The following is a 24,182-nucleotide window of genomic DNA, read 5'->3' on the forward strand; positions in this document are numbered from 1 at the left end:
CATGCCGCCTGCGGGCTCCGGCCTGTGCCGCAAGAAACGAAGCCCGGCTTGCGCCGGGCTTCTTCATGTGCGAGCAGCCGCCGTCAGATCCTCACACGAGCGCGCCCGAGCCGAAGACCTCGGTATTGATGCGTTCCGGCGCGACGCCGAGCGCGACCAGCGCGTCGCGTTGCGCCTTCATGAACGCGATCGGGCCGCAGATGTAGTAGTCGGCATCCGGCACCAGCGCATCGTACTTCACGCGCTCCGGCGTCAGGCGCCCCTCGAGGTCGTGATCGACGCCGACCCGGTCGGTCGGCCCCACCAATTCATACAGCACCGTGCGCTTGACGTTCGCGTGTTCGCGCACCGTATCGTTCAGCCAGTCGCGGAACGCATGCACCGCGCCCGACCGGCATGCGTGGACGAACCGTACTTCACGCGTGCTGCCTTCGCCGACCAGCGTCGAGGCCATCGACACCATCGGCGTGAGCCCGACGCCGCCCGAGATCAACACGACCGGCGTATCGACGCCGCGCTTCAGCGAGAATTCGCCCATCGGCGCGGTCACCTCGACGATCGCGCCCTCCTCCACGCCGTCATGCATCAGCGTCGACACCTTGCCGGCCGGGATCGCTTCCGGCTGGCCGGCCTCGCGCTTCACCGAGATGCGCAGCCACTTGCCGTGCGGCGCGTCGGACAGGCTGTACTGGCGCGGCTGATCGACGCCGAGATCGCCGACGAAGCGCTTCACCGTGACGTACTGGCCGGGCGCGAAGGTCGGCGCGTCGCCGCCGTCGGCCGGCGTCAGGTAGAACGACGTGATCTCGTCGCTCTCACGCACCTTGCGGGCAACCTTGAACGGACGGAAGCCGCTCCACGCGGCGCCCGCGTACAGGTCGGCCTCGGCGCCGATCAGGATCTGCGCGAGCTGGCCGTACGCGACGCGCCATGCCTCGAGCGTCTCGGCGTCGACCGCATCGCCGAGCACTTCGACGATCGACGCGAGCAGGTTCTCGCCGACGATCGGGTAATGCTCGGGGCGGATGTTCAGGCTCGCGTGCTTGTGCGCGATGTGCGACACCGCCCCGCCGAGCGCGCCGAGGTTGTCGATGTTCGCCGCATACGCATAGACCGCCTTCGCGAGCGTTTCCGGCTGGCTGCCGGTCTTCTGGTGCGTCTGGTTGAACAGGTTCTTCAGTTCCGGATGCCGCGCGAACATGCGCTGGTAGAAATGCTTCGTGATCGTCGCGCCGTGCACGGCGAGGACAGGGGCAGTGGCCTTCACGCGAGCCATCTGGTCAGCGGTGATGTGGGTCATGTCGTTCTCCGTTAAACATGCTTTTACGATACATCTTTAAAAACAGACGTCCGTCGGGCAAATTGTCGCAGTGCGGAAACACGACGCCGGGGGTCAGCGGACGCGCCCGCGCTCCCACAGCACGTCCGAGCCGCCATCCGCGCGGTTCAGCACACGCGCCAGCACGAACAGCAGGTCCGACAGCCGGTTCACGTAACGCCGCGGCGCGTCATTGAGCGTGTCGGTGCGCCCGAGCGCGACGATCGAGCGCTCCGCGCGGCGGCACACCGTCCGGCAGACGTGCGTGAGCGACGCCGCACGCGAGCCGGCCGGCAGGATGAATTCCTTCAGCGGCGGCAGCGTCGCGTTGTAGTCGGCCAGCCAGTTGTCGAGGCGCGCGAGGTGCGTGTCGTCGAGCACCGCATGGCCGGGAATGCACAGCTCGCCGCCGAGATCGAACAGGTCGTGCTGGATCGTGACGAGCGCCGTGCGCACGTCGTCCGGCAGCGTCTCGGCGAGCAGCACGCCAAGATTCGAGTTCAGTTCGTCGACGTCGCCGATCGCGGCGATCCGCGCGTCGTCCTTGCCGATGCGCCGGCCGTCGCCGAGGCCGGTGGTGCCGTCGTCGCCCGTGCGCGTCGCGATCTTGCTCAAGCGGTTGCCCATGCGAATGTCCTCTCGTGCGCGGCCGCGATGCGGCCCGGTTGGGTTGGTACGCGATTATCGCAGCCCGCGGCGGCGGGCGCAGCGGGCGTTCCAGCGTAGAATGGGCCGAAGGTTTGACAAGCAGTCGTCAGGAGACATTCGTGAATCACCCTGCCCCGCCGGCCACCACGCGCCGCCCGCTGCCCCCCGCCATGCTCGATGCGCTGCGCGCCGCCTTCGGCGAGCGCGTGTCGACCGCCGACGCCGTCCGCGCCCATCACGGCCGCGACGAATCGCCGTTCGATCCGCAACTGCCCGACGCCGTCGTGTTCGCCCGCAACGCCGATGAAGTCCGCCAAGTCGTGTCGCTGTGCGCGCTCTACAGCGTGCCGCTGATCCCGTACGGCGCCGGCTCGTCGCTCGAAGGCCATCTGCTCGCGGTGCGCGGCGGCGTCTCGCTCGACCTGTCGGAGATGAACCGCGTGCTGTCGATCAACGCGGAAGACCTGACGGTCACGGTCGAACCGGGCATCACGCGCAAGGCGCTCAACGAAGCGCTGCGCGACACCGGCCTGTTCTTCCCGATCGATCCGGGCGCCGACGCCAGCATCGGCGGGATGACCGCGACCCGCGCATCGGGCACCAACGCCGTGCGCTACGGAACCATGCGCGAAAACGTGCTCGGCCTGACCGCCGTGCTCGCCGACGGCCGCGTCGTGAAGACGGGCTCGCGCGCGCGCAAGTCGTCCGCCGGCTACGACCTCACGCGCCTGTTCGTCGGCTCCGAAGGCACGCTCGGCGTGATCACCGAGATCACGCTGCGCCTGCATCCGCTGCCCGAAGCCGTGTCGGCCGCGATCTGCACGTTCCCGTCGATGGGCGACGCGGTGCGCACGGTGATCGAAACGATCCAGATCGGCGTGCCGATCGCGCGCGTCGAATTCGTCGACGCGCTCGCGGTGCGCTCGATCAACCGCCATTCGAACCTGACGCTCGCCGAAGCGCCGACGCTGTTCTTCGAATTCCACGGCACCGAGGCCGGCGTGAAGGAACAGGCCGAGCTCGTGCAGGCGCTCGCGGGCCAGAACAACGGCCAGGGCTTCGAATGGGCGACCCGCCCCGAGGACCGCACGCGGCTCTGGGCCGCGCGCCACAACGCGTACTTCGCGATGCTGCAGCTGAAGCCCGGCTGCCGCGCGGTGACGACCGACGTGTGCGTGCCGATCTCGCAGCTCGCCGCGTGCGTCGAGGAAACCGAGATCGACCTGCGCGCATCGTCGCTGCCCTGCCCGATCGTCGGCCACGTCGGCGACGGCAATTTCCACGTCGCGATCCTGATCGATCCCGACAGGCCCGAGGAAATCGACGAAGCCGAACGCATCAACGACCGGATCGTCGAGCGCGCGCTGCGCCTCGGCGGCACCTGCACCGGCGAACACGGCGTCGGGCTGCACAAGATGCGCTTCCTGCCGAAGGAGCACGGCGACAACGCGATCGATGCGATGCGCGCGATCAAGCTGGCGCTCGATCCGCGCAACCTGATGAATCCCGGCAAGATCTTCACGTGCTGACACGGCGGCGCGCCGCCGCGCCCCGGCTGGAGACCCAATGAACGCTTCCGTCGAACTGTCGAGCGCGACCCGCGCGCAGCGCCAGCGCGAAGTCGTGCAGGCGCTGATGGCCGTGCTGCCGACGCATTGCCTGCTGTTCCGCGACGAAGACACCGCGCCGTACGAATGCGACGGCCTGTCGGCGTACCGCCGGCTGCCGCTCGCGGTCGCGCTGCCCGAAACCGAATCGCAGGTGCAGCGGATCGTGCAGATCTGCCGCCGCATGGAAGTGCCGATCGTGCCGCGCGGCGCCGGCACGAGCCTGTCCGGCGGCGCGCTGCCGATCGCGAACGGCGTCGTGCTGTCGCTCGCGCGCTTCACGCGCATCGTCGAGGTCGATCCGTACGCGCGCACGGCCACCGTGCAGCCCGGCGTGCGCAACCTCGCGATTTCGGAAGCCGCCGCGCCTTACGGGCTGTACTACGCCCCCGATCCTTCGTCGCAGATCGCCTGCACGATCGGCGGCAACGTCGCCGAAAATTCCGGCGGCGTCCATTGCCTGAAATACGGGCTGACGGTGCACAACGTGATGCGCGTGCGCGCGGTCACGATCGACGGCGAGGTCGTCGAATTCGGCTCGCTCGGTCTCGACGCGCCGGGCCTCGACCTGCTCGCGGTGATGATCGGCAGCGAAGGGATGTTCGCGATCGTCACCGAAATCACGGTGAAGCTGATCCCGAAACCGCAGACCGCGCAGCTCGTGATGGCAAGCTTCGACGATGTCGTGAAGGGCGGCGAGGCTGTCGCCGCGATCATCGCGTCGGGCATCATCCCGGCGGGGCTGGAAATGATGGACAAGCCGGCCACCCAGGCCGTAGAGGCATTCACGCACGCGGGCTACGACCTCGACGCGAAGGCGATCCTGCTGTGCGAATCGGACGGCACGCCCGAAGAAGTCGCGGAGGAAATCGTCCGCATGACGGCCGTGCTGCGCGAGCATGGCGCGACGCGCATCCAGGTGTCCCGCAACGAAAGCGAGCGACTGCGCTTCTGGTCCGGCCGCAAGAACGCGTTCCCGGCCGCCGGGCGCATTTCCGCCGACTATTACTGCATGGACGGCACCGTGCCGCGCCGTGCGATCGGCCCGCTGCTCGCCCGCATCGAGCAGCTCGAGACACGCTACGGGCTGCGCTGCATCAACGTGTTCCATGCCGGCGACGGCAACATGCATCCGCTGATTCTCTACAACGCGAACGATCCGGACGAGCTGCACCGCGCCGAGCAGTTCGGCGCGGAAATACTCGAATGCTGCGTGGAATTCGGCGGCAGCGTGACGGGCGAGCACGGCGTCGGCATCGAAAAGCTGAATTCGATGTGCGTGCAGTTCTCGCCGCAGGAGCGCGATGCGTTCTTCGCGGTCAAGCGCGCGTTCGATCCGGCCGGGCTGCTCAATCCCGACAAGGGCATCCCGACCCGCGCGCGCTGCGCCGAATACGGCCGCCAGCACGTGCGCGGAGGGCTGCTGCCGCACCCCGACCTGCCGCGTTTCTGAGCGCCGCGCGGTGCGCGGCCCGTGCCGCCGCGCGGGCCGCGATGTGCCGCCCTGCCCGCGCCGGCCGTGCGCGCGGCGACGCCCGCATGCATTCGTCATGCGTGGCTTAGGGATAGTCGCGATGTGGATTCGCGCCACCCCGGTACAATCGACCGGACAACAACGAGGCAGCAATACAACATGGAAGAGGACGACATCGTCGCCGGATGGGCCGAGCGCATCCGTGCCGCCAGTGCCGACGGCCGGCCGCTGCGGATTCGCGGCGGCGGCACCAAGGACTGGTACGGCCAGGCGCTGGACGGCGAAATACTCGACACGCGTGCGTTTCAGGGCGTCGTGTCGTACGACCCGGCCGAACTCGTCGTCACGGTCCGCGCGGGCACGCCGCTCGCGCAGCTTGAAGCCGTCCTCGCCGAGTGCGGCCAGATGCTGCCGTTCGAGCCGCCTCACTTCGGCCGCGCGGCCACCGTCGGCGGCTGCGTCGCGGCGGGCCTCGCGGGGCCGCGCCGCGCGACCTGCGGCGCGCCGCGCGATTTCGTGCTCGGCGTCACGCTGATGAACGGCCGCGGCGAAGCGCTGCGCTTCGGCGGGCAGGTCGTGAAGAACGTCGCCGGCTACGACGTGTCGCGGCTGATGGCCGGCTCGCTCGGCACGCTCGGGCTGATGCTCGAGCTGTCGATCAAGGTGCTGCCGGTGCCCGTCGCCGAAGTCACGCTGAAGTTCGAGATGACCGCGACCGACGCGGTGCGCAAGCTCAACGAATGGGGCGGCCATCCGCTGCCCGTCAGCGCGAGCGCGTGGCGCAACGGCACGCTCGTGCTGCGGCTGTCGGGCGCCGAGGCGGCCGTGAAATCGGCGAAGACGCTGCTCGGCGGCGAAGTCGTCGACGCGGTCGAGGCCGAGCGCTTCTGGGCCGGCGTGCGCGAGCACACCGACCCGTTCTTCAACGGCATCCCGCCCGGCTATGCGCTGTGGCGGCTCGCGCTGCCGTCGATCACCGAACCGATGCACCTGCCCGGCACCCAGCTGATGGAATGGGGCGGCGCGCAGCGCTGGTGGATCACCGACGCCGACGCGCAGACGGTGCGCATGAGCGCGAAGCAGGCCGGCGGCCATGCGACGCTGTTCCGCGCGGGCGAGTCGTACGACCGCAGCGCGGGCGTGTTCACGCCGCTGCCCGCGCCGCTGATGAAGATTCACCGCGGGCTGAAGGCTGCGTTCGATCCCGCGCGCATCTTCAATCGCGGCCGGCTCTACCCTGATCTTTAGGGTCTGTTTATATATGGAACGCACATGCGAATGCCCGAAATCGCGCGTAGGGCAAGAAGTGAGGAGCGCCGTTTGGCCGAGCCAAACAAGCGACGAGCGACGCCGCCATACGGGCGATTTCGGGCATTCCCGTGGAATGAATCTTTTGATTAGGGGTTGCCACGAGAACGGCCGCTCGCCGCGTTGCGCTCCTTGCGAATACGCCAGTATTCGCGGCGTCACGCGCCTCGCGAGCGGCCGTTCTCGTGGCAACGCATGCGCGTTCCATATATAAACAGACCCTAAGATCGATGCAAACGAACCTCGCCGATTTCATCCGCAATACGCCCGACGGCGACGAGGCCGACGCGATCCTGCGCAAGTGCGTGCATTGCGGCTTCTGCACCGCGACGTGCCCGACCTATCAGCTGCTCGGCGACGAACTCGACGGCCCGCGCGGCCGCATCTACCTGATCAAGCAGATGGTCGAAGGCGCGCCCGTCACGCGCAGCACGCAGCAGCACCTCGACCGCTGCCTCACCTGCCGCAGCTGCGAGACGACCTGCCCGTCGGGTGTCCAGTACGGCCGGCTCGTCGAAATCGGCCGCAAGCACGTCGAGGCGCAAGTGCAGCGCCCCGTGCAGCAACGGCTCGTGCGCCGCGTGCTCGCCAGCGTCGTGCCGAACGCGGCGCTGTTCTCGCCGCTCATGCGGCTCGGCCAGCACATGCGGCCGCTCTTGCCGAAACGGCTGCGCGACAAGGTGCCGCCGCGCACGCGGCTGCTCGAATGGCCGCAGCGCCCCCATTCGCGCAAGATGCTGATGCTCGCCGGCTGCGTGCAGCCGTCGATGCTGCCGAACATCAACATCGCGACCGCGCGCGTGCTCGACGCGCTCGGGGTCGAGACGATCGTCGCGCCCGACGCGGGCTGCTGCGGCGCGATCCGCCTGCACCTGAACTATCACGACGAGGCCCTCGACGACGCGCGCCGCAACATCGACGCGTGGTGGCCGTACGTCGAGCAAGGCGCCGAAGCGATCGTGATGAACGCAACGGGCTGCGGCGCGACGGTGCTCGAATACGCGCACCTGCTGCGCGACGATCCGGCCTATGCGGAGAAGGCGCAGCGCATCGTCGCGCTGACGCGCGACATCTCCGACGTGCTGCTCGCGTTCGAGGCCGAGATCGCGACGCTCGCGCGGCGCCGCGCGATCCATACCGTCGCGTACCACCCGCCGTGCACGCTGCAGCACGGCCAGCAGTCGCGCGGCAAGGTCGAGCGCCTGCTCGAGACGCTCGGCATCGACGTGCGGCTGCCGGCCGACAGCCATCTGTGCTGCGGCTCGGCCGGCACCTATTCGCTGACGCAGCCGTCGCTGTCGTACCGGCTGCGCAAGCAGAAGCTGCTGAAGCTGCAGGCACTCGAGCCGCAGATGATCGTGTCCGGCAACGTCGGCTGCATCGCGCACCTGCAAAGCGGCACGCAGATTCCGGTCGCGCACTGGATCCAGCTCGTCGAACATCTGCTGTACGGCTGACGCGGATGGCCGGCCCCGCCGGCGCCCCGTCCGTATAATGGGCGAACCGATGCGGCGCGTGCCGTGCCGCACCCGCTGCCGCATTCGTCGCCATTCGCCGCCGTACTCGCTTCCCGTGCCTGCTTCCGTGCCCGTCATGTCCGATTTCGCCGTCCGTCTCGATTCCGTTCACCGCCGCATCGCCGACGCCGCCCGCGCGGCCGGCCGCGATCCCGCCACCGTCTCGCTGCTCGCCGTGTCGAAGACGTTTCCCGCCGACGACGTGCGCGCCGCGCATGCGGCCGGCCAACGCGCGTTCGGCGAGAACTACGTGCAGGAATCGATCGACAAGATCGACGCGCTCGCGGATCTGCGCGCCGCGCTCGAATGGCATTTCATCGGGCCGCTGCAATCGAACAAGACGCGCCCGGTCGCCGAACGGTTCGACTGGGTCCATTCGGTCGACCGGCTCAAGATCGCGCAGCGCCTCGCCGAACAGCGCCCCGCGCACCTGCCGCCGCTCAACGTATGCGTGCAGGTGAACATCAGCGGCGAGGCGTCGAAGAGCGGTGTCGCGCCGGCCGACGTGGCCGACGTCGCGCGCGCGGTCGCCGCGCTGCCGGCGCTGCGCCTGCGCGGCCTGATGGCGATTCCCGAGCCGGCCGGCGATATCGATGCGCAACGCGTGCCGCATCGCGCGCTGCGCGCGCTGTACGACGCATTGCGCGCCGACGGCCTGCCGCTCGACACGTTGTCGATGGGCATGTCCGCCGATCTCGAGGCCGCGGTGCTCGAAGGCGCGACCATCGTGCGCGTCGGCACCGCGATCTTCGGCGCCCGCGATTATTCGCACTGAGCGCCGCCCTTTTCCGCCTTCCCGTTCACTCACTTGCTCAATTCGACACCATGAAAATCGCATTCATCGGCGGCGGCAACATGGCCGCGGCCCTGATCGGCGGCCTGATCAAGCGCGGCGTCGCCGCTGACGGCCTGTATGCCATCGACGTCAACGAAGACGCCCGCGCGCGCACCGCGCAGCAGTTCGGCATCCGCACCGGCGCGGCCGTCGACGCGACGCTCGCGGACTACGACGCGATCGTGCTCGCGGTGAAACCGCAGGTGCTGAAGGACGTCGCGCAGGCGCTCGCGCCGCACCTGAAGTCGCAGCTCGTGATCAGCATCGCGGCCGGCATCCGCGGCACCGACCTCGCCCGCTGGCTCGGCGACTACGCACGCGTCGTGCGCACGATGCCGAACACGCCGGCGCTGGTCGGCATGGGCGTGACGGGCCTCGCCGCGCTGCCGGGCGTCGACGCGGCCGGTCGCGAGCTCGCGTCGAACGTGCTCGGCGCGGTCGGCGAGATCGTCTGGTTCGACGACGAAGCGCAGCTCGACGCGGTCACGGCGATCTCGGGCAGCGGCCCGGCGTACGTGTTCTATTTCATCGAAGCGCTGCAGGAAGCCGCGCGCCGCCTCGGTATGAACGACGAACAGGGCCGCGCGCTCGCGGTCGCGACGTTCGCGGGCGCCGCGCAACTCGCCGCGCAGTCGGGCGAACCGGCGAGCGTGCTGCGCGAGCGCGTGACGTCGAAGGGCGGCACGACGGCCGCCGCGCTCGCGTCGTTCGACGCGCAAGGCGTGAAGGAAGCGATCGTGCGCGGCGCGCTCGCGGCCGAGGCACGCGCGAAGGAAATGGGCGACGAGCTCGGTCGCGCGTAAGCGCCGCGTCGTCGGCCGGGCTTGCCCGGCCGCGCCAACAAAAAAAGCGGCCACGGCCGCTTTTTTGTTGGCATCGCGCACCGGCGAGGTGCCCGTACCGCTTCAGTTGGCAGCCGGCCCCGCCAGCAGGTAATGCACGGCGATCCCCGCGAACAGCACGCCGCCGAGCCAGTTGTTGTGCCGGAACGCCGCGAAGCACGGCATCCGCTCGCGATCCTTGATCAGCGTGTAGTGATACAGCGCGCAGCCGACCGCCGCAGCCCAGCCGGCCCAGTACGCGAGACCGAAGCCGAGCGTCACGCCGATCCACACGTAGATGCCCAGCGTCACCGCATAGCACGCCATCACGGCCGCGACGTCGAAGCGGCCGAACGTCAGCGCGGACGTGCGAATGCCGATCTTGATGTCGTCGTCGCGGTCGACCATCGCGTATTCGGTGTCGTACGCGACCGACCAGAAGATGTTCGCCACCAGCATCACCCACGCGAGCATCGGCACCGTGTCCTGCACGGCCGCGAACGCCATCGGGATGCCAAAGCCGAACGCGATGCCGAGATACGCCTGCGGAATAGCGAAGAAACGCTTCATGAACGGGTACGAGCCGGCGACGAACAGCGCGACGACCGACAGCTCCTTCGTCAGCGTGTTGAGCGGCAGGATCAGCAGGAACGCGATGAACGACAGCACCACCGCGATCGCGACGGCTTCCCATGCGCGGATCTTGCCCGACGTCAGCGGCCGGTCGGCCGTGCGCTTCACGTGACGGTCGAAATCGCGGTCGGCATAGTCGTTCATCGCGCAGCCGGCCGAGCGCATCAGCAACGTGCCGAGCGCGAAGATCACCAGCAGCGGCCAGCGCGGATGACCGTCCGACGCGATCCACAGTGCGTTGAGCGTCGGCCAGAGCAGCAGCAGGCTGCCGATCGGCTTGTCCATCCGGACGAGCCGCAGGTACAGGGGAAAGCGAGCGAGCATGGCGAACCACCGGGAAGAGAATCCCGGCATTTTAGAGCCGAGCGGCGGTTCGCGTCATGTCGGGACGGCCCGCAGCCGGGTGCGGCGGCGCGCGCGCAGGCTGCCCGGGCCCGCTGCACGCGGCCGAGCAGCCGCATACGTCGATCAGGGGACAGATGCATGGGCGGTGCGCAGCCCGCCCTGCCGACATTCGATGCCGATGCAGGCAATCCGACCCCGCTTCGACTTCGGGACACCGCCCGGTTGCCGATCACCCGCTGACACCGGCCGCACGACGCACGGCCGGTCACCCCGGATTCAGGCAAGCAGCGACCGCAGCATCCACGCAGTCTTTTCATGCGTCTGCAGGCGCTGCGTCAGCAGGTCGGCGGTCGGCTCGTCGCTCGCCGCATCGGCGATCGGGAAGATTTCGCGCGCGGTGCGCACGACCGTCTCGTGCCCTTCGACGAGCTGGCGGATCATCTCTTCGGCCGCCGGCACGCCGTTCGCTTCCGGCACCGACGACAGCTTCGCGAAATCCGCGAACGTGCCCGGCGCGACGACGCCGAGCGTGCGAATGCGCTCGGCGACCAGGTCGACCGCGAGCCACAGTTCGTTGTACTGCTCTTCGAACATCAGATGCAGCGTGTTGAACATCGGCCCGGTGACGTTCCAGTGGAAGTTGTGGGTCTTCAGGTACAGCGAAAACGTATCGGCGAGCAGACGCGACAGGCCGTCCGCGATCTTCTTGCGGTCCTTGTCGCTGATGCCGATGTTGATCTGCGTGGCGTTGCCTTTCCTGGCCATCTTCGGGACTCCTCATTCGAAATGTTGAACCGGCGAAAACGCGTCGAGCAATCCGCATGCCGCGCCGTGCGGCATCCGTTCGCGACGTGCCAGTCTAGCGCGGCGCGCGATTCGCTGCGCTCAGCCGCCGGCGCTCGACACGAGCGGTGCGAGCGCGTGCAGCGCCTGCGCGACCAGCTCGGCCGCACCGCCGATGACGATCGCGAAACCGACGATACGGCGCGCCAGCTCGGCCGGCGTGAACGCGGCGCGCATGTTCAGCATCATTTGCGTCATGGTCGTCACTCCTTCGACAAGACCTTGAATCGGAAGAAAAAACGGCCGGTCGTGCGACCGGCCGTTTCACGTTACAGCGTGACTGCGTCAGCGCATCGCGACTTTCACGCGAGGTCGAAGCGGTCGAGGTTCATCACCTTGTTCCAGGCCGCGACGAAATCGCGCACGAACTTCTCGTGCGCGTCGGCGCTGCCGTACACCTCGGCCAGCGCCCGCAGCTGCGAGTGCGAACCGAAGATCAGGTCGACGCGCGTGCCGGTCCACTTGACCTGGCCCGTCGCCCGGTCGCGCCCTTCGAACACGTCGTTCGCGGCCGACACCGGCTTCCACTCCGTGCCCATGTCGAGCAGGTTCACGAAGAAGTCGTTGGTCAGCGCGCCCGGACGATCGGTGAACACGCCGTGCTTTGCGTCACCGACGTTCGCGCCGAGCACCCGCAGGCCGCCGACGAGCACCGTCAGCTCCGGCCCGCTCAGCGTCAGCAGCTGGGCCTTGTCGACCAGCAGCGCCTCGGCCGGCGTCTTGTACGCGTGCTTCAGGTAGTTGCGGAAACCGTCCGCAACCGGCTCGAGCACGGCCATCGCCTCGATGTCGGTCTGCTCTTGCGACGCGTCCATCCGGCCCGGTGCGAACGGCACCGTCACCGCGACACCCGCGTTCTTCGCGGCCTGCTCGACGCCGGCTGCACCGGCGAGCACGATCAGGTCGGCGAGCGACACCTTCTTGCCGCCCGTCTGCGCATCGTTGAACGCCTTCTGCACGCCTTCGAGCGTTTCGAGCACCGCGGCAAGTGCCGCCGGCTGGTTCACTTCCCAGTCCTTCTGCGGGGCGAGGCGGATGCGCGCGCCGTTCGCGCCGCCGCGCTTGTCCGAACCGCGGAACGTGGAAGCCGACGCCCACGCGGTCGACACGAGCTGCGCGACCGACAGCCCCGACGCGAGCACCTTCGCCTTCAGCGCCGCGACGTCGGCGGCGTCGATCAGTGGGTGGTCGACGGCCGGGATCGGGTCTTGCCACAGCAGTTGCTCGGCCGGCACTTCCGGGCCCAGATAGCGCGCACGCGGACCCATGTCGCGGTGCGTGAGCTTGAACCAGGCGCGCGCGAACGCGTCGGCGAACTCGGCCGGGTTCTCGTAGAAGCGGCGCGAGATCTTCTCGTAGGCCGGGTCGAAACGCAGCGACAGGTCGGTCGTCAGCATCGTCGGGCGATGCTTCTTCGCCGGATCGAACGCATCGGGAATCACCTCGTCGGCGCCCTTCGCAACCCACTGGTGCGCGCCGGCCGGGCTCTTCGTCAGTTCCCATTCATAGCCGAACAGGTGCTTGAAGAAGTCGTTGCTCCACTTCGTCGGTGTCGACGTCCACGTGACTTCGAGGCCGCTCGTGATCGCGTCGCGGCCCTTGCCCGATGCGTACGTGCTCTTCCAGCCGAGGCCCTGCTGCTCGATGGCCGCCGCTTCCGGCTCGGGGCCGACGTTCGTAGCGGGGCCGGCGCCGTGCGTCTTGCCGAACGTGTGGCCGCCGGCGATCAGCGCAACCGTCTCTTCGTCGTTCATCGCCATCCGCGCGAACGTCTCGCGGATGTCGCGGGCCGCCGCGACCGGGTCGGGGTTGCCGTCGGGGCCTTCCGGGTTCACGTAGATGAGGCCCATCTGCACGGCCGCGAGCGGGTTCTCGAGATCACGGTCGCCCGAGTAACGGCTGTTCGGGCCGCCGCTCAGTTCCAGCCAGATCTTTTCCGAACCCCAGTAGACGTCGTCCGGTTCCCATGTGTCGACGCGGCCGCCCGCGAAGCCGAAGGTCTTGAAGCCCATCGATTCGAGCGCGACGTTGCCGGTCAGGATCAGCAGGTCGGCCCACGAGATGTTGCGGCCGTACTTCTGCTTGATCGGCCACAACAGCCGGCGCGCCTTGTCGAGGTTGCCGTTGTCCGGCCAGCTGTTCAGCGGGGCGAAGCGCTGTTGCCCGCCGCCCGCGCCGCCGCGGCCGTCGGCGGTCCGGTACGTGCCGGCGCTGTGCCAGGCCATCCGGATGAACAGGCCGCCGTAGTGGCCGAAGTCGGCCGGCCACCAGTCCTGCGACGTGGTCATCAGCGCCTGCAGATCGCGCTTCACCGCCGCGAGGTCGAGCTTCTTGAACGCTTCCGCGTAGTCGAAATCCTTGTCCATCGGATCGGACAGCGCCGAGTGCCGGTGCAGGATGTTGAGATTGAGCTGGTTCGGCCACCAGTCCCTGTTCGACGTGCCGCCGGCCGCCGTATGGTTGAACGGACACTTCGATTCGGTCGACATGCTTTTTTCTCCTTTGCTTGACTCGTAAGCCCCCACTTGCCGGGCGCGGTTCATGGAGCATTGCGGGGGGATGAAACGGAACAGGTTGATCCTGTCGTACTACGGGGTGTCAGGCCGCGTGGCCTTCGATGCGGGTTGCGGGACTTCGGACATGCAACGCTCCCTCATGGCTGAACGGCGGTGAGTCGGGGAACACCGAACCTGCATGCAACGGCACTCATCCGCCATACGTACGGTCCGCCAGGTACGCGAACGCAATCGGGCGCAGGCTCCGGGCCGCGGCCCTCGCACGATTGACGACCTCGTCGCGCGACGGGATGTTCCGCTGCGCGTGCTGCAGTACCGACCGCATCATGACATCCTCCTTTGACGCTTGCATTCAACGTGCGAATCGAACCGCCGATCCGACGCAATCCATGGAAATGATTCTAATTACGTCTATCGATAATTTGAATTTAATAAATTTCATCTATTCGATAGGCAAAAATAAACGGGGTCGCCAGACCCCGTTCATCCGCCTGCCTCGGGAGCACTGCTCCCTGATCAGTTCACTCAGTTCATCGTCGCCGGCATGTCGAGCTTCGCGACGCCCGGCAGCTCGCACGCGGCGATCGCCTCGCTGATCGCGTCGATCGCGGGCATCCGCGTGAAGCTCTTGCGCCACACCAGCACGACGCGGCGATCCGGCACCGGTTCGTTGAACGGCACGTACGACAGCAACTCGGCGTCGGGGCCGTTCGCGCGCGGACCAACCTCGGCGACCGACATCCGCGGCAGCACCGTGATGCCGACGCCGCTCGCGACCATATGGCGAATCGTTTCGAGCGATGAGCCCTCGAAGGTCTTCTGGATGCCGTCGGCCGTCTGCGAGAAGCGCATCAGCTCCGGGCACACGCCGAGCACGTGATCGCGGAAGCAATGGCCGTTGCCGAGCAGCAGCATGGTTTCCTGCTTCAGGTCCTCGGCGTCGATTTCCTCGCGCTTCTCCCACGGATGGCCAGCCGGCAGCGCGACGACGAACGGCTCGTCGTACAGCGGCCGCACCATCAGGCCGGTTTCGGGGAACGGCAGCGCCATGATCGCGGCGTCGATCTCGCCCTGCTTCAGCAGTTCGAGCAGCTTCAGCGTGTAGTTTTCCTGCAGCATCAGCGGCATCTGCGGCACGCGCTGGATCATCTGCTTGACGAGCGTCGGCAGCAGGTACGGCCCGATCGTGTAGATCACGCCGAGCCGGAACGGGCCGACGAGCGGGTCCTTGCCCTGCTTCGCGATCTCCTTGATCGCGAAGGTCTGCTCGAGCACGCGCTGCGCCTGCGTGACGATCTGGTCGCCGATCGGGGTCACGCTCACCTCGCTCGCGCCGCGCTCGAAAATCTGCACGTTGAGCTCGTCTTCGAGCTTCTTGATCGCCACCGACAGCGTCGGCTGGCTCACGAAGCACGCTTCGGCCGCGCGACCGAAGTGCCGTTCGCGCGCGACCGCGACGATGTATTTCAATTCAGTCAGGGTCATTGTGGGTCAATCAGGGATATACAGGCGATAGGTTTAATTTATACACCCGTTGGCACCGGTTCGCCAAGTTTCTCTGTATCGCAACACGCCGAATCAGCGCTGCATGGCGGTTTTAAATCCGACCCTGAATGCGCGAATCAGGCCTTCAGATATTGCTCGCGCGCGCCGAGCCAGCGGGCGAGATGCTGCGTGACCACGTCGGGATACGCGGCGATCAGCCGCGCCGCCGCGTCGCGGGCCGGATCGATCAGCCAGCCGTCGGTCTCGAGGTTCGCGAAGCGCAGCATCGCCGCGCCGGACTGGCGCGCGCCGAGGAATTCGCCGGGGCCGCGGATCTCGAGGTCGCGCCGCGCGATCTCGAAGCCGTCGGTCGTCTCGCGCATCGTCTTCAGCCGCTCGCGGCCGGTCAGCGACAGCGGGCCCGTGTACAGCAGCACGCACACCGACGCCGCGGTGCCGCGCCCGACGCGGCCGCGCAGCTGGTGCAACTGCGCGAGGCCGAAGCGCTCCGCGTGCTCGATCACCATCAGCGAGGCATTCGGCACGTCGACGCCGACTTCGATCACGGTCGTCGCGACGAGCAGCTGCACGTCGTTGCGCGTGAAGGCCTCCATCACGGCCGCCTTGTCGGCCGGCGACAGCCGCCCGTGCACGAGCCCGACCTTCAGCTCGGGCAGTGCCGCGGCCAGCGTTTCATAGGTTTCGACGGCCGTCTGCAGCTGCAGCGTCTCGCTCTCCTCGATCAGCGGACACACCCAGTACACCTGGCGGCCGGTCAGCGCGGCCTCGCGCACGCGGGCGATCACCTCCTCGCGCCGCGCGTCGCCGACGAGGCGCGTCAGCACCGGCGTGCGGCCCGGCGGCAGCTCGTCGATCGTCGACACCTCGAGGTCCGCGTAATACGTCATCGCGAGCGTGCGCGGGATCGGCGTGGCCGACATCATCAGCTGGTGCGGCTGGAAATCGCGCGCGCCGTTGGCCGCGTTCGCGGCCTTCGCGCGCAGCGCGAGACGCTGCTCGACGCCGAAGCGGTGCTGCTCGTCGACGATCACGAGGCCGAGCCGCGCGAATTCGACGGTGTCCTGGATGATCGCGTGCGTGCCGATCACGAGCTGCGCGGTGCCGAGCGCCGCGGCCTCGATCGCCGCGCGCTTCTCCTTCGCCTTCAGGCTGCCCGCGAGCCATGCGACCGTGACGCCGAGCGGTTCGAGCCACGCGCGCAGCTTGCGCGCGTGCTGTTCCGCGAGGATTTCGGTCGGCGCCATCAGCGCGGCCTGGTAGCCGGCGTCGATCGCCTGCGCGGCCGCCAGCGCCGCGACGACCGTCTTGCCGCTGCCGACGTCGCCCTGCAGCAGCCGCTGCATCGGGTGCGCGAGCGTGAGGTCGTGCGCGATCTCGTCGACGACGCGCGACTGCGCGCCCGTCAGCGTGAACGGCAGCGCCGCGTAAAGGCGTGTGGTCAGCGCATCGGCATCGGTCGCGGCGCGACGCGGCATCGCGGGCGCCGCGCGCGTGCGGCGCTCCTCGTGCGCGCGCTTGAGCGACAGTTGCTGCGCGAGCAGCTCCTCGAACTTGATGCGGGTCCACGCCGGATGCGAGCCGTCCATCAGCGCGGCTTCGTCGGAATCGACGGCCGGGTGGTGCAGGATGCGCACGGCCTGCGCGAGCGTCGGCACGCCGAGCGGCTTCAGGTAGTCGCGCTCGATCTCGGGCGGCAGCAGCTCGGGCAGCGGCGTGCGCTCGACCGCGTTCTCGATCGCCTTGCGCAGATACGCCTGCGACACGCCGGCCGTGCTCGGATAGACGGGCGTGAGCACCTGCGGCAGCGGCGCATCGGCCTCGACGACGCGCACGGCCGGATGCACCATCTCCATCCCGAAGAAGCCGCCGCGGACGTCGCCGCGCACGCGCAGCCGCTGGCCGACGGCCATCTGCTTGACCTGCGAGCCGTAGAAATTGAGGAAGCGCAGCACGAGCTGCTCGCCGTCGTCGTCCTGGATCTTCACGACGAGCTGCCGACGCGGCCGGTACGCGACCTCGTTGTCGAACACGACGCCTTCGGTCTGCGCGATGCCGCCCGGCAGCAGTTCGCCGATCGGCGTGAGCGTGGTTTCGTCTTCGTAGCGCATCGGCAGATGCAGCACGAGATCGATCGAGCGCGTGAGGCCGAGCTTCGCGAGCTTGTCGACGGTCTTCACGGGTTTGTCGGCGGCCGGCTTCTTCTTGCGTTTCGCACCGGATGGTCCCGCTGCGCCCGCTTCACCCGCTTCGTCACCGCCCGCGCCCGGTTCGGCGTCGGGTGCGGCAGCGGCCGGCTGCGCGAGCCGCCCGTCGGCACCGCGCTTCGGGCCCGTGCGCCGCGGCGCGATACCGCGCGGTGACTCGTGCTCCCCCGCGCTGCGCGCGGGTAACGCGGCATCGTCCGCGTCGAACGGATCGGCGGAATCGGCAACGGCGGCGGTGGAACGGCGTGGTGACACAGGCATCGGATCGTCTGGGTGCTTCGCAAGGCAAGTACAATAGCGGCTTTCACGTCGTCCGAACGAACGACGCCGGCCAGGCCGCGCATCCCGCCATCATAGCGGCTCGCGCGCCCCATTCATGCGTTTCCGCCTTGTCGGCGGCGCCCGCCGGCCGTTTCGAACCAGCCCGCATGTTCACGCTTTCCGATTTCGATTTCAATCTGCCTCCCGAGCTGATTGCGCAAACCGCGCTGCCCGACCGTACCGCGAGCCGCCTGCTCGAGGTCGACGGCACCGTCGAGCCCGCGCGCCTCGTCGACCGCCGCTTCGCCGAGCTGCCGTCGTGCATCGCGCCCGGCGACCTGCTCGTGTTCAACGATACCAAGGTCCTGAAGGCACGCTTCTTCGGCCAGAAGGCCAGCGGCGGCAAGATCGAGGTACTGATCGAGCGCGTGACCGGCACGCACACCGCGCTCGCGCAGATCCGCGCGAGCAAGTCGCCGGGCGCCGGCACGACGCTGCGCCTCGCCGACGCGTTCGACGTGACGGTCGGCGAGCGCGTCGAGCCGTTCTTCACGCTGATCTTCCCCGAGCCGTGCCTCGACCTGATCGAGCAGTTCGGCCGCCTGCCGCTGCCGCCCTATATCGAGCACGATCCGGACGCGACCGACGAAACGCGCTACCAGACCGTCTATGCGAGCAATCCGGGCGCGGTCGCCGCGCCCACGGCCGGGCTCCATTTCGACCAGCCGCTGCTCGAGCAGCTCGACGCGATGGGCGTCGAGCGCGCGACGCTGACGCTGCACGTGGGCGCCGGCACGTTCCAGCCGGTGCGCGTCGAGAACCTCGCCGAGCACAAGATGCACAGCGAGTGGTACGACCTGCCGCAGTCGCTTGTCGACAAGATCGCCGCGACCCGCGCGCGCGGCGGCAACGTGATCGCGGTCGGCACGACCTCGATGCGCGCGCTCGAAGCCGCGGCGCGCAGCGCCGACGAAGCCGGCCGCCCGCTCGCGGCGACGCAGGCCGAGACCGACATCTTCATCACGCCCGGCTACGCTTTCCGGATCGTCGACCGGCTCGTCACGAACTTCCACCTGCCGAAGTCGACACTGCTGATGCTGGTGTCGGCGTTCGCGGGCGTCGAGACGATCCGCGCCGCGTACCGGCACGCGATCGACGCACGCTACCGCTTCTTCAGCTACGGCGACGCGATGCTGCTCACGCGGCGCGACACGCCGGAGGCGCCGCGCGCGTAAGCGCGGCAGGTGCGAAGACACGCCGGCCCGCGACCGCGCTGCGGCCGCTGCGCGTCGCGCCGTCGCGCCGTTGTCCCCGCGCCGTCGCCCCCGTTTTGCTGCGGTACGCGCTACGATGGCGCGCACCCGCTTTTCCCCGCCGCCGGTTGCCCGGCGGCGTTTCCAACATGCGCCGGACTGTTCTCCGGTGGCAAGGAGAATGACGCGATGACCGAAGGTTCATCCCACGATACGCACGCTCATCCGCACGCCCCCGTGCAGGACCGCCCCGCGAACGGGCTCGAATTCGAACTGCTGACGACCGACGGCCATGCGCGCCGCGGCCGCGTGAAGCTCAACCACGGCGTGGTCGAGACGCCGATCTTCATGCCGGTCGGCACGTACGGCACCGTGAAGGCGATCCAGCCGCGCGAGCTGCACGAGATCAAGGCCCAGATCATCCTCGGCAACACGTTCCACCTGTGGCTGCGCCCGGGCCTCGACACGATCGACGCGCACGGCGGCCTGCACGGCTTCATGGGCTGGAACAAGCCGATCCTGACGGACTCGGGCGGCTTCCAGGTGTTCTCGCTCGGCGACCTGCGCAAGATCACCGAGGACGGCGTGACGTTCGCATCGCCGATCAACGGCGACAAGCTGTTCCTGTCGCCGGAAGTGTCGATGCAGATCCAGAAGGTGTTGAACTCGGACATCGTGATGCAGTTCGACGAGTGCACGCCGTACGCGACCAACGGCGTGCCGACCACGCACAAGGAAGCGGCCGACTCGATGCGCATGTCGCTGCGCTGGGCGAAGCGCTCGCTCGACGAGTTCGACCGGCTCGGCAACCCGAACGCTCTCTTCGGGATCGTCCAGGGCGGGATGTTCGAGGACCTGCGCGACGAATCGCTCGCGGGCCTCGCGGAGCTCGGCTTCCACGGCCTCGCGATCGGCGGGCTGTCGGTCGGCGAGCCGAAGGAAGACATGATGCGCGTGCTGCGGCACGTCGGCCCGAAGCTGCCGGCGCACAAGCCGCACTACCTGATGGGCGTCGGGACGCCGGAGGACCTGGTCGAGGGCGTCGCGAACGGCATCGACATGTTCGACTGCGTGATGCCGACCCGCAACGCGCGCAACGGCTGGCTCTTCACGCGCTTCGGCGACGTGAAGATCCGCAACGCGACGCACAAGAACTCGCTGAAGCCGCTCGACGCGAGCTGCACGTGCTACACGTGCCAGAATTTCTCGCGCGGCTACCTGCATCACCTGCACCGCGTCGGCGAAATCCTCGGCGCGCAGCTCAACACGATCCACAACCTGCACTACTACCTGCAGTTGATGAGCGAGATCCGCGACGCGATCGAGACCCATACGTTCGACGCATTCCGCCAGCGCTTCGCGGAGGATCGCGCGAGAGGGGTCGACTGACGGGCCGGCGGCCCGCAGCGCGCCCGTCACATAGGACACGTACTAAATAATGCGTTCCGGGTGCCCGTCGCGACCGCCAAACATTACAATCGCCTTTCCAAACGAGTCGCAACGGCGTCGTTTCACGCTTAACAGCTTGATCCGAAAGCGCATTTGCCGAGCCGTTCGCGCATGGGGCCGGTGGTAGAATAACCGGCTTATTTTTCGATCTTCCCCTACGGAGAGACCAACGTGCCGTTCATTTCCAATGCCTTCGCGCAAGGCGCCGGTGGCGCCGAATCGAGCCTGATGAGCTTCCTGCCGCTCATCCTGATGTTCGCGGTGCTGTACTTCATCATGATCCGTCCGCAGATGAAGCGCCAGAAGGAACACCGCAACATGCTCGCGGCCATGGCGAAGGGCGACGAAGTCGTCACGAGCGGCGGCCTCGTCGGCAAGGTGACGAAGGTCACCGAAGGCTACATCGGCGTCGAAATCGCCGAAGGCACCGAAATCACCGTGCAGAAGGCTGCGGTCACGACCATTCTGCCGAAGGGCACGATCAAGTCGCTGTAAGGTTTTCACCGAGCGTCCGGCTCCCCGCGCCGTGCCCGCCTGACAGCGCGGGCCGCCGCGGCGCCGGACGCGACGCTTTCACGCCAACCACCCGTTCGGCCCCCTCATGAATCGTTATCCACTCTGGAAATATGTCGTGATGGTCGTGGCGCTCGCCATCGGCCTTCTGTACACATTGCCCAACTTCTTCGGTGAAGCGCCGGCGGTGCAGGTGTCGAGCGGCAAGGCCACGGTCAAGCTCGACTCGACCACGCTGACCCAGGTCGAATCCGCGCTCGCGTCCGCGCAGATCACGCCGGACGACGTCACCTTCGAGAACACGGCGTCCAACGCGAACATCCGCGTGCGCCTGAAGGACACCGATACGCAGCTGCGCGTCAAGGACCTGCTGCAGAAATCGCTGAACACCGACCCGAACGATCCGCAGTACGTCGTCGCACTGAACCTGCAGAGCGCGTCGCCGCGCTGGCTGACCGCGCTGCACGCCCTGCCGATGTATCTCGGCCTCGACCTGCGCGGCGGTGTGCATTTCCTGCTCCAGGTCGACATGACGGGCGCGCTCACCAAGAAGCTCGACTCCGACGCGTCCGACGCCCGTGCGCTGCTGCGTGACAAGAACATCCGCGACGGCGGCGTGAGCCGCGTCGACCAGTCCGTCGTCGTCAACTTCAGCGACGCGCAAACGGCCGAAGACGCCCGCAAGGTGCTCGCCGCGTCGGTCACCGAACTGCAATGGGCGACCCAGCCCGGCGGCGGCGGCACGCAAGTCGTCGGCACGTTCACGCCGGCCGTGCAGAAGGCCGTCGAGGACGCCGCGCTCAAGCAGAACCTGACCACGCTCCACAACCGCGTGAACGAACTCGGCGTGTCCGAGCCGATCCTGCAGCAGCAGGGCAACGACCGTATCGTCGTCGAACTGCCGGGCGTGCAGGACACCGCGAAGGCGAAGGACATCATCGGCCGCACCGCGACGCTCGAGGCGCGCCTCGCCGATCCGCTCAACACGCACCCGAACCCGAACGACCCCGTGCCGCCGGGCGAGGAGCTGTTTACGCAGGGCAACCAGGCGCCCGTGCTGCTGAAGAAGGAAGTGATCTTCACCGGCGACCGCATCATCGATGCGTCGGCCGGCTTCGACGAACACCAGCGTCCGTCGGTCAACATCCGCCTCGACTCGGCGGGCGGCCGCTCGGTGCGCGCGGTGTCGCGCGAGAACATCGGCAAGCCGATGGCGATGGTGCTGTTCGAGAAGGGCAAGGGCGAGGTGCTGACGGTCGCGACGATCCAGTCCGAACTCGGCGACCGCTTCCAGATCACGGGCCAGCCGACGCCGCAGGCGGCGGCCGACCTCGCGCTGCTGCTGCGCGCCGGTTCGCTCGCCGCACCGATGGACATCATCGAGGAACGCACGATCGGCCCGAGCCTCGGCGCGGACAACATCAAGATGGGCGTCCACTCGGTGATCTGGGGCTTCTGCGCGATCGCCGTGTTCATGATCGCGTACTACATGCTGTTCGGCGTGATCTCGGTGATCGGCCTGTCGGTGAACCTGCTGCTGCTCGTCGCGGTGCTGTCGCTGATGCAGGCGACGCTGACGCTGCCCGGTATCGCCGCTATCGCACTCGCGCTCGGCATGGCGATCGACTCGAACGTGCTGATCAACGAGCGCGTGCGTGAAGAACTGCGCGCCGGCCAGCCGCCGCAGCTCGCGATCCAGGCCGGTTACGCGCATGCGTGGGCGACGATTCTCGACTCGAACGTCACGACGCTGATCGCCGGCCTCGCGCTGCTCGCGTTCGGTTCGGGCCCGGTTCGCGCATTCGCGATCGTGCACTGCCTCGGCATCCTGACGTCGATGTTCTCCGCGGTGTTCTTCTCGCGCGGGATCGTCAACCTCTGGTACGGCGGCCGCAAGAAGCTGAAGTCGCTCGCGATCGGCCAGGTGTGGAAGCCGGAAGGCGCCACGGCCGGTGCCGCAGGCGCAGCGTTCGGCGCGGCCGACGAATCGACCGACACCGCGCGCGCCGCGAAGCTCGCCGCTCCCGCGAAGGGCGACGCACCGCGCGCCGGCAAGCCGCAGCTGCGCAACCGCGCGCAGCAAGGCGTGTCGCCGAAGAAACCGGGCTCGACCCAATAAGGCCCCGGAGACGAAGCCATGGAATTTTTCCGCATCCGTAAAGACATTCCGTTCATGCGGCACGCGCTGGTGTTCAACGTGATCTCGCTGGTCACGTTCCTCGCCGCCGTGTTCTTCCTGTTCCACCGCGGGCTGCACCTGTCCGTCGAATTCACCGGCGGCACGGTGATCGAGGTCCAGTATCAGCAGGCCGCGCAGCTCGAACCCGTGCGCGACACGCTCGGCAAGCTCGGCTATGCCGATGCGCAGGTGCAGAACTTCGGCACCTCGCGCAACGTGCTGATCCGCCTGCAGCTGAAGGAAGGCCTGACGTCCGCGCAGCAGAGCGACCAGGTGATGACCGCGCTGAAGGCGCAAAGCCCCGACGTGACGCTGCAGCGCGTCGAGTTCGTCGGCCCGCAGGTCGGCCGCGAGCTTGCGACCGACGGTCTCCTCGCGCTCGCGTGCGTGGTGATCGGCATCGTGATCTACCTGTCGATCCGCTTCGAATGGAAGTACGCGGTCGCCGGTATCATCGCGAACCTGCACGACGTCGTGATCATTCTCGGCTTCTTCGCGTTCTTCCAGTGGGAGTTCTCGCTGGCGGTGCTCGCGGCGATCCTCGCGGTGCTCGGCTACTCGGTCAACGAGTCGGTCGTCATCTTCGACCGGATCCGCGAAACGTTCCGCCGCGAACGCAAGATGAGCGTGCAGGAAGTGATCAACCACGCGATCACGACCACGATGTCGCGGACGATCATCACGCACACGTCGACGGAAATGATGGTGCTGTCGATGTTCTTCTTCGGCGGCCCGACGCTGCACTACTTCGCGCTCGCGCTGACGGTCGGCATCATGTTCGGCATCTACTCGTCGGTGTTCGTCGCGGGCTCGCTCGCGATGTGGCTCGGCATCAAGCGCGAAGACCTCATCAAGGAAAAGAAGACCGCGCACGATCCGGACGATCCGAACGCGGGCGCGCAGGTTTAAGCGCTGTATCGCTTCGGCTGATACCGGAAGGCCGGTCCCTCGT

19 protein-coding genes are annotated in these 24,182 nt (G+C 67.9%); 11 read left to right on the forward strand and 8 right to left on the reverse strand.

All coding sequences use genetic code 11. From position 1 onward, the window contains the following. Nucleotides 1-91 precede the first annotated feature (91 nt). Entirely contained in the window at nt 92-1,300 is a 1,209-nt protein-coding gene (gene hmpA / locus DIE02_RS21060) for an NO-inducible flavohemoprotein (RefSeq protein WP_124529736.1), read from the reverse strand. A 93-nt stretch (nt 1,301-1,393) separates the two neighbouring features. Continuing rightward, nucleotides 1,394-1,945: a cob(I)yrinic acid a,c-diamide adenosyltransferase gene (locus tag DIE02_RS21065; RefSeq protein WP_124519953.1), complete on the reverse strand. Its 552-nt coding sequence runs from the start codon at nt 1,943-1,945 to the stop codon at nt 1,394-1,396. A gap of 140 nt (nt 1,946-2,085) precedes the next feature. Here DIE02_RS21065 and DIE02_RS21070 point away from each other — a divergent pair, with 140 nt between their 5' ends. The 6 genes from DIE02_RS21070 to proC all read left to right on the forward strand — a co-directional run bounded on the left by DIE02_RS21070 (nt 2,086) and on the right by proC (nt 9,510). Next, complete coding sequence (locus DIE02_RS21070) at nt 2,086-3,495, forward strand: FAD-binding oxidoreductase (RefSeq protein WP_124487967.1); 1,410 nt, start codon at nt 2,086-2,088, stop codon at nt 3,493-3,495. 37 nt (nt 3,496-3,532) lie between these two features. Next, nucleotides 3,533-5,026 (forward strand): FAD-linked oxidase C-terminal domain-containing protein, encoded by a 1,494-nt coding sequence (locus DIE02_RS21075; RefSeq protein WP_044844032.1) that lies wholly within the window; start codon nt 3,533-3,535, stop codon nt 5,024-5,026. 180 nt (nt 5,027-5,206) lie between these two features. Then, on the forward strand, nt 5,207-6,295 hold the full coding sequence (gene glcE, locus DIE02_RS21080; protein ID WP_124519955.1) for a glycolate oxidase subunit GlcE: 1,089 nt from the start codon (nt 5,207-5,209) through the stop codon (nt 6,293-6,295). Nucleotides 6,296-6,585: 290 nt separating this feature from the next. Next, nucleotides 6,586-7,812, forward strand: coding sequence for a glycolate oxidase subunit GlcF (glcF, locus tag DIE02_RS21085; RefSeq protein WP_124519957.1), 1,227 nt, complete (start codon nt 6,586-6,588; stop codon nt 7,810-7,812). Between the two features lie 136 nt (nt 7,813-7,948). Next, complete coding sequence (locus DIE02_RS21090; protein WP_124519959.1) at nt 7,949-8,647, forward strand: YggS family pyridoxal phosphate-dependent enzyme; 699 nt, start codon at nt 7,949-7,951, stop codon at nt 8,645-8,647. 50 nt (nt 8,648-8,697) lie between these two features. After that, a complete protein-coding gene (proC, locus tag DIE02_RS21095) occupies nt 8,698-9,510 on the forward strand; it encodes a pyrroline-5-carboxylate reductase (RefSeq protein WP_124487970.1) in 813 nt (270 codons plus the stop codon). 102 nt (nt 9,511-9,612) lie between these two features. On the opposite strand, the gene ubiA is transcribed toward proC, so the two are convergent. From ubiA to recG, 6 genes are all read right to left on the reverse strand, one after another. Beyond that, nucleotides 9,613-10,485 (reverse strand): 4-hydroxybenzoate octaprenyltransferase, encoded by an 873-nt coding sequence (ubiA, locus tag DIE02_RS21100; RefSeq protein ID WP_124487971.1) that lies wholly within the window; start codon nt 10,483-10,485, stop codon nt 9,613-9,615. Nucleotides 10,486-10,782: 297 nt separating this feature from the next. Then, nucleotides 10,783-11,271, reverse strand: a complete 489-nt coding sequence (gene dpsA, locus DIE02_RS21105) for a non-specific DNA-binding protein DpsA (RefSeq protein ID WP_044844027.1) — start codon at nt 11,269-11,271, stop codon at nt 10,783-10,785. A gap of 120 nt (nt 11,272-11,391) precedes the next feature. Continuing rightward, nucleotides 11,392-11,547, reverse strand: coding sequence for a hypothetical protein (locus tag DIE02_RS35590; protein WP_185500316.1), 156 nt, complete (start codon nt 11,545-11,547; stop codon nt 11,392-11,394). A gap of 104 nt (nt 11,548-11,651) precedes the next feature. Beyond that, a complete protein-coding gene (gene katG, locus DIE02_RS21110; RefSeq protein ID WP_124519961.1) occupies nt 11,652-13,838 on the reverse strand; it encodes a catalase/peroxidase HPI in 2,187 nt (728 codons plus the stop codon). Between the two features lie 552 nt (nt 13,839-14,390). Further along, nucleotides 14,391-15,350: a hydrogen peroxide-inducible genes activator gene (locus tag DIE02_RS21115; RefSeq protein ID WP_044844025.1), complete on the reverse strand. Its 960-nt coding sequence runs from the start codon at nt 15,348-15,350 to the stop codon at nt 14,391-14,393. A gap of 137 nt (nt 15,351-15,487) precedes the next feature. Next, nucleotides 15,488-17,836, reverse strand: a complete 2,349-nt coding sequence (recG, locus tag DIE02_RS21120) for an ATP-dependent DNA helicase RecG (RefSeq protein ID WP_124529738.1) — start codon at nt 17,834-17,836, stop codon at nt 15,488-15,490. 167 nt (nt 17,837-18,003) lie between these two features. Here recG and queA point away from each other — a divergent pair, with 167 nt between their 5' ends. The 5 genes from queA to secF all read left to right on the forward strand — a co-directional run bounded on the left by queA (nt 18,004) and on the right by secF (nt 24,139). After that, nucleotides 18,004-19,071, forward strand: coding sequence for a tRNA preQ1(34) S-adenosylmethionine ribosyltransferase-isomerase QueA (queA, locus tag DIE02_RS21125; RefSeq protein WP_124487974.1), 1,068 nt, complete (start codon nt 18,004-18,006; stop codon nt 19,069-19,071). A gap of 207 nt (nt 19,072-19,278) precedes the next feature. Then, nucleotides 19,279-20,478: a tRNA guanosine(34) transglycosylase Tgt gene (tgt, locus tag DIE02_RS21130; protein WP_124529740.1), complete on the forward strand. Its 1,200-nt coding sequence runs from the start codon at nt 19,279-19,281 to the stop codon at nt 20,476-20,478. Between the two features lie 231 nt (nt 20,479-20,709). Next, entirely contained in the window at nt 20,710-21,033 is a 324-nt protein-coding gene (yajC, locus tag DIE02_RS21135) for a preprotein translocase subunit YajC (protein ID WP_006476868.1), read from the forward strand. A 106-nt stretch (nt 21,034-21,139) separates the two neighbouring features. Continuing rightward, the gene (gene secD / locus DIE02_RS21140) at nt 21,140-23,170 is read left to right on the forward strand and encodes a protein translocase subunit SecD (protein WP_124529742.1); all 2,031 of its coding nucleotides are present in this window, start codon (nt 21,140-21,142) and stop codon (nt 23,168-23,170) included. 18 nt (nt 23,171-23,188) lie between these two features. Beyond that, nucleotides 23,189-24,139 carry a protein translocase subunit SecF gene (gene secF / locus DIE02_RS21145; protein ID WP_044844020.1) on the forward strand — a complete coding sequence of 317 codons (951 nt, stop codon included), beginning with the start codon at nt 23,189-23,191 and terminating at the stop codon, nt 24,137-24,139. The last annotated feature ends 43 nt before the right edge of the window (nt 24,140-24,182 follow it).

Origin of the sequence: Burkholderia sp. Bp8991 (genome assembly GCF_003853795.1) — a bacterium.
GTDB lineage: Bacteria > Pseudomonadota > Gammaproteobacteria > Burkholderiales > Burkholderiaceae > Burkholderia.